At 68.4% G+C, this 10,600-nt stretch carries 6 protein-coding genes and 1 pseudogene; 2 read left to right on the forward strand and 5 right to left on the reverse strand.

From position 1 onward, the window contains the following. Window positions 1-2: 2 nt before the first annotated feature. The 5 genes and pseudogenes from ACZ4SF_RS32625 to ACZ4SF_RS32645 form a co-directional block, all read right to left on the reverse strand. The gene (locus tag ACZ4SF_RS32625) at window positions 3-671 is read right to left on the reverse strand and encodes a Tn3 family transposase (RefSeq protein ID WP_468391700.1); all 669 of its coding nucleotides are present in this window, start codon (window positions 669-671) and stop codon (window positions 3-5) included. Continuing rightward, window positions 620-931 (reverse strand): annotated as a pseudogene (locus ACZ4SF_RS32630) (Tn3 family transposase); the annotation flags it as partial. The pseudogene ACZ4SF_RS32630 and the gene ACZ4SF_RS32625, both read right to left, overlap by 52 nt. 25 nt (window positions 932-956) lie before the next feature. Further along, window positions 957-6,551 (reverse strand): CHAT domain-containing protein, encoded by a 5,595-nt coding sequence (locus ACZ4SF_RS32635; RefSeq protein ID WP_468391641.1) that lies wholly within the window; start codon window positions 6,549-6,551, stop codon window positions 957-959. Next, window positions 6,538-7,500 carry a hypothetical protein gene (locus tag ACZ4SF_RS32640; RefSeq protein WP_468391644.1) on the reverse strand — a complete coding sequence of 321 codons (963 nt, stop codon included), beginning with the start codon at window positions 7,498-7,500 and terminating at the stop codon, window positions 6,538-6,540. The genes ACZ4SF_RS32635 and ACZ4SF_RS32640 overlap by 14 nt, the downstream gene beginning before the upstream one ends. Before the next feature lie 88 nt (window positions 7,501-7,588). Next, entirely contained in the window at window positions 7,589-9,628 is a 2,040-nt protein-coding gene (locus tag ACZ4SF_RS32645; RefSeq protein ID WP_468391646.1) for a caspase family protein, read from the reverse strand. Between the two features lie 252 nt (window positions 9,629-9,880). Here ACZ4SF_RS32645 and ACZ4SF_RS32650 point away from each other — a divergent pair, with 252 nt between their 5' ends. Together ACZ4SF_RS32650 and ACZ4SF_RS32655 are read left to right on the forward strand one after the other, a co-directional pair. Then, complete coding sequence (locus tag ACZ4SF_RS32650) at window positions 9,881-10,180, forward strand: DUF7919 family protein (protein ID WP_468391649.1); 300 nt, start codon at window positions 9,881-9,883, stop codon at window positions 10,178-10,180. A gap of 57 nt (window positions 10,181-10,237) precedes the next feature. Then, on the forward strand, window positions 10,238-10,600 hold a 363-nt coding region (locus tag ACZ4SF_RS32655; RefSeq protein ID WP_468391652.1), incomplete at its 3' end, for a helix-turn-helix domain-containing protein.

The following is a 10,600-nucleotide window of genomic DNA, read 5'->3' on the forward strand; positions in this document are numbered from 1 at the left end:
AGCTACCCTGCCTCGTACTCGGGGCCGAGCTTGGTGAAGTCGATATCTAGGTGCGGCTCGTACGCCTCCTGGGGCAGGTCGAGCTCGTGAGTGGAGTACTCGCCGAACTGCATGATCTTCTCGGTCAGGTAGGGCGAGACCTCGGCCAAGTCCTCGGGGTCGGTTTTCCAGCCCTCGGCCTGCAGCTCGCGGACCGCCTGGGCGATGTCCAGGGTGTTGTGGAAGATCAGGCAGTTGGTGAGCAGGGCGTTGAACTTGACGGCCTTTTCCTGCTCGACTGGGTCGTTGTCGGCGATGACGCCCCGGTTGCCGAAGCGCACCCACTCGGAGAACCCGTTGAACGCCTCGACCTTGTTGGTCGCCGCCGTCACCCGACGGCGCATCTGCGGGTCCGTCAGGTAGCGCAGCAGATGGATGGTGCGGATCACGCGGCCGACCTCGCGGAACGCCGCGTAGTGGGCGTTCTTGTGCGACCCGGAGCGCAGGAGCCGCAACAGCAGCACGGAGGAGATCTTGCCCTCGCGCACCGACAGTGCCACCCGCATGAGGTCCTTGAAGTGCGTCTCGATGAGGTCCCAGTCGATGGCGTTGCGCCCGGCCGGACCGAACAGCGCGCGATGTGCAGGTAGGAGGCCTGCCTGGTGGGACGGAAGAACACTAGGTCCTTCCAGTTGCGAATCCGGGGCATCAGCTCGAAGCCCAGCAGGCGCGCGAGGCTGAAGACAGGGAAGCTCTGGCCCTGGGTGTCCGCGTGGATCGTGGTTGGCTGCAGCTCGGACTCGTTCTTCAGCAGCCCCTCGATGATGTAGACCGCCTCCCACACGCCGCACGGGAAAGCGCGCAGGTTCCTGGAATCCCGGACGGCGTAAGCGAGGGACCCGCATGCCGACGCTCGTCTCCTGCCATTTCGGCGGCGAGTTCGTCCCGGCAAAATGGCCTCCCGGAAAGGCCGCCTGTTAGCTCGTGCCGAGGTCGTGGAGCCGGTGGCGTGGGGGGCGGAAGCGGTTACGGGGGCAGCCGTAGAGGGCGTAGGCGGACCAGTTTGGGTCGCCGCGTTCGTAGGCGTGGAGCCTGGCGTGCCGGAGGGCTTCTCCGACGGGCATGCCTTCCCAGAGGGTGGTGTAGAAGACTTCAGCAAAGAGGCGGGCGCCGGCGTCGAATACTGGCCAGAGGCTGCCGAGATAGTTGCCGGCGCCTGCTGCGAGGAATGCCGCGGCGATGCCCGTCCACAGAACACCGTCCGAGGACGTGGCCGGGGTGAGCAGCCCGGATTCGCAGGCGTTTCCGAACACGAGGGGGTGGGCGCCGAGGACTGCGGTGAACGTGCTCGGGGTGAGGATGCCTTCGCGGAAGACTAGACCGCTTTGGTCGGGGTCGTTGCTGACGAAGCGGCAGTGCCCGGCGAAATGGAGGACAGCGGCGCCGGGGGCCGCCTGGAGGAAGCCGGTGAGGTCGTCGACCAGGCGGACGTGGACACGAGGCTGGGCGGCGAGTTGGTCGCGCAGGGCGAGAATCTCGGCCCGCGCGTCGGGGACGGTCTTGTCAGGGATGGCGTCGGAGCAGTCGGTGAGGACCGCGTGGACGTTGACGGGCCGGGTGATGTCCTCGGCGAGAGCGGCGCGGGCGATGAGCAGTGCCGTCGAAGCTAGGTCCGGGCCTGCGAGCCTGCCGAGGGCGAAGCGGGTGGCGAGCGGCGGGGTTCCGACGAGTTCGATGGGAAATCCGGCGAAGGGGGTGACCAGCGAGACATAGGTGGGCGACAGTAGATCCAGGTCGGCCAGGGTCGCGGGAAAGATGTCGGCGAGTTCTGAGGGCAAGGTGTCGGCTTCGTCGGCGAGGAAGTCGCGGGTGACCGGACTGCGGCTGTTGCCGGATCCGGCGGTGGCGAGCGTTTCAGCCCGGCCTCCGATGTGCGGGTCGATGGGTTCGGTCATGAGATAGAGCGGGGCGTTGAGTGCGGCGGCATAGCTCGCGGCGAGGTAGGCGTACGCTCGTTGGGCCGGGTCCCGCGGGCCGAGCAGGACGTAGTCGGCGGGGCCGGTCTCTGCGAGGAGTTCCGTGCTGCCGACCAGGTGCGGATGGGTGCGAGGCAGGTCGGCGATCCGGCGTCTGTGGTCCTCACGCGCTAGCTCTTGGAACATGAGCGCTATCGCGGCGGGATCCTCGGGAAGTGGCAGAACGGTCCACGGGCCGCTAGGCACGGCGTTGGTGAGTGATTGCCGGATATGGACCTCGGGCGGTTTCAGGCGCTCCAGCAGGGCGAAGGACTCGTCGTTCGCGGGGAGGACGATTGCTCCGGTGAGGCGGGCATGGGGGAGCGCGGCGATCGCGGCGGGTTCGTCGTGGTGGCGGATGTGGACGGGACGGCGTGCCATGGTCGCGTGCAGGGCCTCGAAGACCGACGCCGTCTGCGGTGAGGAGTGAAGGAGTGCCTGGCCGTGCACGCCGGTGCCCAGAAGGGGGATGTAGCGTTCGAGGTAGGTGTCCCATTCGACCGGTCCGTCGAACAGGATCTTCAGCAGGCGTGCCCCGGTCACGTTGCCTTTGCCGTTGATGTAAGTGGGCTGTCCTTCGAGCACGACGGGGATGTTTTCTGTGTCCCGCCGCCGGGCGGCTGCTAGGTCGAGGCCGATCTGTGCGGCCGCCGCAGCCAGGTCACGGGGGACGATGACGATCTGCAGATGGTCGGCGGGCCGGTAGGCCGCGTTCGCCGAGGAGGCGGCCCGCAGGAGGTAGCGGGCTCCGGGCGCTTCCTCCAGCCGCTGGACGAAGGTGGCCTGCGCTCGCGTGGCGCGATCAGCTTCGTCCGGTTCCACCAGCCAGAGCAGGCCTCGTCGCGCATCGAACAGGTCGCCGAGCAGCCCGACAGCGTCCTCGATGTCATCGGGTACGCCGACCAAGACGATCTCCCGTGGCCGGACTTCGTTGAGGAGGTTCCTGGCGCCGGTGTCGAGTCGGTCGCGGAAGTAGAAGAGGGGGCTGAAGGTGTGGACGGCATTGGCGGGGAAGCTGATACTCGGGGCCGCGTGGGTGAAGGAGGCGGCGCAGACCGACGCCGCAGTGCTGCCGTCGTCCTTGACGATGAAGGCGGCGTCGGAGGATGCGATCCGTGGCGTGCTCTTGATGAGTAGGTCGATCTCGTGGGTGCGCATCACCAGTTCGCGATCCGCGGCCTGCGCCTGTCCGGCGTCGGCGAAGGGGATGCTGACCTCGATGGTGATGCCCTGTTCGCCGAAGACCAGCACGTGGACGTCGTCGGTGACGTTGCCGGTGGCGCCAGTGTCCAAGGTGCCGGAGACCGGGTCGTACATCCCTTGGTAGGGCACGTTCAGGCCGATGGTGGTGTCGCCGGTGCCGTGGCGAGCGAGGTGTATCAGCCAGGTCTCCCAGGTTCCGGTCGGGAGCCGGAATGCCTCGAAGGAGACGGGGGTGTTGTCGACGGTGCCGGTGCCGCGGGCGACGAGCACTTCTCCGGGCAGGTCGTCCCAGGAGACCATAGGCGACAGGTGGCGCAGAGAGTTCAGGCTGACCGTACGGAGGTGGTGGACGTCGCGCCGCTCGCAGCGCAGTTCGCCGATGCGTAGCCCGGTGAGCTGGATGGCGCGTTGCAGGGACGGTAGGACGAGTGACAGGCGGCCGTCGTCGGGTTCGAGGAACAATCCGTTGACCAGCAGACCGTCGGCGCGCCGTTCGAACTCGTGAGACAGTCGGTAGGGGAGTGCCAGGGACCTGAGCAGCGGAGATCGGCTACGTCCGAGATTCTGCAGCATCCGGGAGGCGAGGCTGAGCTGGTCTTCGCTCGCGCTGCCGGTGGTGTGCGCGTCAACCAGGGCGAGCGCCTGCCAGAGCGGCCGTAGCTCGGCGGCTTCGGACAGTTGGTCGGGGAAGGCGGCGAACATGCCGGAGTCTTCGAGCGCGTCGGTGAGTTCAACCAGGAGCGCGAGCGCGTGACGGGCATGTGCGCGGGGGATGCCGTTGCGCCATTGGCCGAGGCTCCACAGACGGACGGCGGCCTCGACGCACGTCAGGACCAGGGTGGGATTGCCCCCGACGGCGATCCGCGCCGCGTGGGAGATGCCAGCCAGAGCGCTGCTCGCCCAGTCGCTGATCAGCCAGTCCGTCCTGATGTGATCGCCTGCGAAGGCGCGCAGCCAGTCGTAGAACGCTCCGGTCAGATCCCCGCCGGCCCAATAGCGTTCGAGCGCGTACCGGTCACACAGATCCAAAGTGACGGCGGCCGCCTTTAGCAGGATGGCGGCGTGGTGCTCCGGGGAGTTGCTCTGGTCTGCAAGTTCGGCCGCGTGGTGATAGGCCTCCAGAGCCAACCGATACCACTGCGCGGACTCCACCGGCTTGTGGTCGATCGTCTGGGCGTCATAGGTGGCCAGGGCGAGGGCCATGCGGGTCGCGCCGAGGTTGCTGTAGTCGATGAACCGCGTGTCGGCTCCTCTGCCGACGTTCTCTTCGCCGATGCGGGTGGCTTCGAGGAACAGGTCATGGGCTTTGTGGAGTGTCGCGATCCGTTCGTCGTCTTGGTGCATTTCGGCGACGGTCAGCTGGCACAGCGCCAGGTTGTTGGCGCGGGTGGAGTAGGTGAGCGGTTCCTGTTCGGGGTCGGTGCGCAGCAGCGTCTCGGAGAGGAGGTCGGCCGCGAGCTGGAGAACCTCGCGCGAGGCCCGGCGGTCGGAAAAGTGGGCGGCCATGGCATGCCCGAGGTTGGCCGCAGCGTTCAGGACCAGCCGGTGACTCGCTCGCTGGAGGCCGCGGACGGCGGCCAGCAGACCGGGGCCGAACCGCACACCTTCTCGGAGGATCTGGAGGGCCAGGCCCTCGCCGAGATCCGGGTGGAGTTCGATGCTCGAGCTCAGGGCGAGGCCCAGGTATCCGGCGGTCAGCAGCGAGGGCATGCCTCCGGGGTCCCGGCGTTCGTGTTCGTCGAGTTCGGCACTCAGCAGGACCGACGCACGCGCCCAATCCTGCTCGCCGAGCATGCGCAGGGCCTCTTCGGACAGGAATTCAAGGACGTCTTGTGATGGGAGGTCGGGCTCGTTGGCGGGGCGCGACTCGTCGGGGCGGTTCCGGCCGCAGACCCGTGACAGCGCGGTCTGCAGGGGCCGGTGCCCGATTGCCCCCGCGGCCCTGGCACCGGATTCCGCGATCACGTCCGCTTCGGTCGGCGCGCTCTGGGTCATCTCTTCCAACAGGTGCAGCAGTACGTCGATGGCCCGGTCCTGGACGCGCCAGTCCACGAGATCGCAGATCGCGATTAGCTCGATCAGTGCGTGTGCCCGCTCGGCCGCAGAGGGCCGGGCCAGGGCGTCGGCGAGCGCTGCTTCGAGGCGAGGGTCGGCGTCCGGGTCGTGGCGTGCCACGATCGCGGCGAGCCTGATCTCCAGGTGCGGCTCGTCCGGGGTCCATCGCGGCAGGGAGTCCAGGGCTGCCTCGATCTGCTCCTGGGAGACGGCGGCGTCGACGCGGGACACGACATCGCGGGCCCGGGAACTCCGGGCCGCGGTGACGTATTGCTCGGCCGCCGCCGCCCATTCGGCCTCATCGAGCTGGTGGCGCAGGGGGATCAGGTCCCCGACTAGCCATTCCACGTCGTCGTCGGTGTCGGGCTCCCACAGCTCGGCTCTCAGGCCTTCGAGTAGTGCCGCCTGTTCGGCCACCCGGTCGGGGGCATCGACCGCGTCGACGACGCTTTCGGCCAGGTCGACGACGCTATCGATCAGGTCCCGCACCCGCTGGTCCTGGTGCTGTGTCTCGCTGAAGTTGCTCAGTCTTCCGTCGGCGCCCACGTTCTCCAGAAGCAGGGAGCCGTGACGCACGCCGAAATCGTGCATCGTGGCCAGGCTGGCGGCGAGCTTCTGAATCATCCGTGAACGGTCCAAGGACGGATCCGCAGGTGGCTGGCTCGGCCGGTTCAGAACCCGGTACCTTGCCCTGTATCGCAGGGCCAGCGGCCATTCTCCGTGTCGGCCGGCCGACGCGGTGAGGAGCGTGAGGCCGCCCTGGAATCGCAGTCCCGCGGTTTCGGCGAGCGCTGGCAGTCCGTTCCGGTCTGCTGCGGCCATCAGCGTTTCGAGCTGGTCGAGCAGCCGTTCGCACCGGGGCCAGTCCACGGCCCCAGGCGCGCGTGATGGCCGTGGCCGGGTGCGGGCACCGGCGATGAAGACCGGCAGTAACGACAGGGCGTCGGAGGGATTCGGCGGACGCTCCTCGGTCATCATGAGGAAATGCGAGATGTTCCAGTCGGGCGTCGGAACGGGGCCGGTCAGGGCTTCGATATGAGAGGGGGCTCCAAGCGCGGGGAGAAGGCAGACCACGTCGAGGAGCGCGGCGAGTTGGTGCCAGCCCGCCTCGGCGCACCGGGCGCGGAGGTCTGCGGCGCGTAGAGCGGCCGTGATGTCGTCCGGCAGCGTCAGGCATTCGATGGCGGCGTCGAAGAGCGAGGCGTCCGGGCCACCGATCGCCGGTGGCGGCTCGTCCGTACCCTGGTCGAGGGCAAGTTGGAACCAGCGGGCAGCCTGCTCCCGGTCAGAAGGGCGCATGGGTGTGGACCTCCCGGGGAGGGTCGCCAGCGTAGATCTCGTGAAGGACCATGTCGTGAAGGGGCGGCATCCACAGGCGCGTGCCGGGCACGAGCAGCAGCTTGGGGACGTCCGCCAGGCCCGTCAGGGCAGTTTCCGCGCGGTGGAGGGCCAGTTCAGGTGCTGCGGTGACCGTAGCGAGGACGGTGTCGCCCGGGTAGAGGCCGGTGACCAGGGTGAGCCCTTCAGGAGACAGTGTGATCCCGTCAACGGTCGCCAGGGCGGCGTCCCGGTAGGAGGCGCCGAGGCTTCGCGCGGCGTGGAGGACGGGGGCGAACTCCCTTTCGAGGTCGATCGGGCCGTCGAGCAGCCGGGCGCGGACCTCGCACGCGGACCGGGCGAGCTCCACGACGTCAGGGAATCCGAGCAGCCGCGGCGGGAGCTCGTTGAGGAGGAATGCCTCGGCTTCGGCGAACCTGGCCCACTGCGGCTCGGTTTCCGCCGCCCAGATCCGGCTGGCCTCGGGCAGAAAAAACGCGGGATGACCTCCGCCGTCTGTGGCGCTGGCCAGGGCCATTGCCATCAGCCCCTCGTAGGCGAGTTCGTCAGAGGGTGTTCCGAGGTTACTCAACCTGCGGTCGATGCTGTCGAGGTGGCTGGCCAGACCCGCGTCGAGGAACTGGCGGGTGATCGCGTCAGGGAGCCCGTAACGGGGCGCGTCCGTTGGGGGATCGGCTTCCTCGTACAGGAACAACAGTCCGAGATCGCTGAGGTACTGCAGCAGGGGAAGTTCATCGACGAACGACACAGGTGCGAAGCTGACGAGCTGGTATTCGGGGATCTCATACGGGTGGCGATGGGGGACAATCGCCCCTCTACGGATCTCCTCCATGATGAGGCCGACGAGGTCGCCCGGGTAGCCGACCTCGCCGTGCAGGACGGCCAGGACTGTGAGCCGCCGTGTGGGCATCCACCAAGCCAGCCCGTTCCGGTCCTCGAAGATCTTGAACAGCAGGCGGGCGAGCCTGCGGTCGGCGTACGCCCTGGGGGCCTGCCGCCTATGCATCGAGAGGATTCTTCGGCAGGTGGGTGCGGACTTCGAGGATCGAGGTCGTCCATTCGTAGACTTCCTGCGGCGCGTCGCCGAAGTCGCGGCGCAGCGCCAGGGTCTCCAGGATTCCTCCGCCCACCGCGCGGACGGGAGGGCGTACGCCGTCGAGGACGGGAAGCTCGAAGGCGTCACTGGAGAACGGGCGTTCGGCGGCTACCACCTTGAGCCAGTCACGGACCTCGGGTTCGGCACGGGAGAGCCGTTCTCGGGGGATCGACACACTCACCGGTCGGCCTCCGTGGGCGACCGCGGTGCCGCCCGCCGGAATGTGGTCGCCGGAGAAGAGACCAGCATGGCAGCGATAGCGGTCGGTCAAGTTCAGCAGTGTGACAAACAGCGGCCGGTCGCTGAGGTTGTGAAGGTAGACGTAGACCTGGGGTGTCTGGTGGGCTGAGGGGCAGGGCAGGTGGACGGCGCCGTCTACCGCTGGCGTCAGGGGTGCGCGGGTACAGGGCCGCGGTGGGGATTCCCCGGGGAGCGCCGTGAGGAGTTCCACCGAGACCGATCCCGGAAGGCGGGTGAGGGGATTGTCGAGCCTGCGCAGCGTGTGCCACCGGGCGAGGTGGTCCAGGCGCGACACGGTGCGCCTGGCTCCGGCGGCAGTCGCGGGGCAGGTATTCGCCAGCGGTGTGCCGTCGGCCCGCGTGACGGTGAGGGTGTCGGAGGTGGCCAGCACGAGGAACCGGTCGCCTTCGGGGCCGGGATCCGCACCCTCCGCGGTATGTGCGGATCCGTCGAGCGCTTCGCGCACCAGGGCGATCGCCGCCGGATCCCCCTGGAGATCGACCAATGCCGGCGGCAAGGGGACGCCGACGATTCGCACCGGATGGCGGTCGGCCGGGTCCAACCCGTCGGCGCCGGCGACGCGGGAGCGGACGGGCTCGACTTCGGTCACCGTCACCCGGGAGAGCGGTGCCGTGTCCACCGCAAGCGTTGTGGTGAGTTCGCCTATCGGTGGCACGATGCCGTGGACCGAGCCGGCGTTGAGCCACCAGGACCCCCGGTAACGCTCCACTAGCAGGTCGAAGACGCGAGGCGTGGCGATCCCGCCCAGCACGGGCTGGTCGAGATCGTCCGGTTCGGCGGCGAAGGCCACTGGATCCTGGCCGTGCACCCGGTCGCGGACGCCCACTGCGGCCGCTCCGATCAGGTCGCGGTAGGTGGCGGAGCGGCCGAGCCGGGACAGAGCCCGTTGGAGGACGACCGAGAAGACCCCGCGGACGCTTCCCCCGATCCGCATCTCGGCGGCCGTCTGCCCGGACTCGCAGGCGGCCAGGCTCACATGCCGGGCTGTCTGCGGCAGGGCCCCTGCGGCGAGCGCCGCCCGGACACCCCGGGTATAGGACGACAGCGGGCGCGGTCGGGTGACCGGTGAAGCGGCCCGGATTCGCCGCTGGCCGTGGGCCTCCCGCGTGGCGCCGCCCGAATGGCAGGAGTCGAGGACCGCGAGGACATGCGCTCCACCCGCCGCGACCCCGCCGAGCAACTCGTTGAGCTCCTTGTCGGCGAGATCCGGCAGGCCGCCAGTACGGCTGTCGGCGCACACCAGCGTCTGCTGGAACCCGCTGGGCTCCAGATGCCAGAACCGCTCCTCCACTGGTTCCTGCGACCCGTGACCGGCGAAACAGAAGAGTGCGGTATCGCCCGGTCCCGCCTGTGTCAGGTGGCGAGTGAACCCGTCCATGACGTTCTCGCGGGTCGCGTCCGCGTCGAGGAGGACATGCGCCCGCAGCCCTTGCGGCGCGACGAGCGCCCCGAAGTACTCCCCGAACGCCCGTACATCTGCCACACATCCCTGCAGCGGCGAAACCGGTCCGCTGTACTCGTCGATCCCCACGAAGAGTGCGTACAACGCCATGCGGTCAGTATCACCGCCTCCAAACACCGATGACGGGAAAACGGGTGATTCCGGTCGGGGGCTCACCTCGCCCTCGCCGGTTACGGCGCGGATGATCTCTAGCCGGCTTGACCCCAGGGCCTCCGACACCAGGCCGTGTCCGATGGGTCGTAGCTCGGAGCGAATCGCGTGGCTCTTGAGGGCCTTGGGCGGCGATGATGCACGAGTGTTCTACGAGGATCTCACCGTGTACGACTATCAGGTCGAGGACGAGTTCACGGACAGGGATCGGGTTTCTACGGTCCCAGCTACCGCCCTGCGTACACCCGCTTGAACATCGGGTAGCTGGAGGCTGGCAGGCCGTACCCGACCGGTCCGGTCTCCGCCACGTTTACGGAGAAGTTGCAGGCTATCCAAAGAGTCCAGTGGATGAACGTTTGCCTGGGACTGCATGAGTGCGACCTGTGCCCGCCGGAGCAGGGTCCAGAAGGGAACAGGGAAATCCGTATCCCGGGCCCTCCCGGGGTGGCCTACGCCGCTCCGTTCCTGATCGGCCACTACGTCGCCGCGCATGGCTATCAGCCGCCGCAGGTTTTCATGGACGCGGTTCTCGCCGTGGACCTGGACGGGTGGGCCGCCGCCCGCTGGCCGCAGGCCCCCTTCCCCTGGGTCCCCGACGACGCGGAACGCATGGAGGAGTAGGCCCGGCTCGTCCCTAAAGGGTGTTGCAGAAGGCTTGGCTGCGGGCATTTTGCCTATATGGGTGGGGTGTTGAAGGCCGAGCCGGTGTGGGTGGAGACGTTCACCGGGTTGCGGATGGGGCGCTTCGAGAAGCTGCTGCGGGTGGTGCGGGAGCGAGGCGGCAATGGCCCCGGTGGGGGCCGGCCGTGGTGTCTTCCGCTGGCCGAGCGGGTGCTGCTGGTGGCCGTGTACTACCGCACGAACCTCACCATGCGGCAGCTCGCCCCGCTCTTCGGCTGCTCACCTGCCGCCGTCTGCCGTGTCATCCAGCGCCTGCGACCCTTGTTCGCGCTGGAGCCGGTGCCCAGGCCGGTGCCGGGCACCGACCGGTTATGGATCGTTGACGGCACCCTGATCCCGGTCCGTGACCGGCAGGTCGCA

The organism is Streptomyces sp. NPDC027663, from assembly GCF_055566415.1.

Coding starts and splice junctions, on each gene's coding strand:
- ACZ4SF_RS32635 (WP_468391641.1), bottom strand. CDS start 6,551: ATGCGCCCTTCTGACCGGGAGCAGGCTGCCCGCTGGTTCCAACTTGCC.
- ACZ4SF_RS32640 (WP_468391644.1), bottom strand. CDS start 7,500: ATGCCCACACGGCGGCTCACAGTCCTGGCCGTCCTGCACGGCGAGGTC.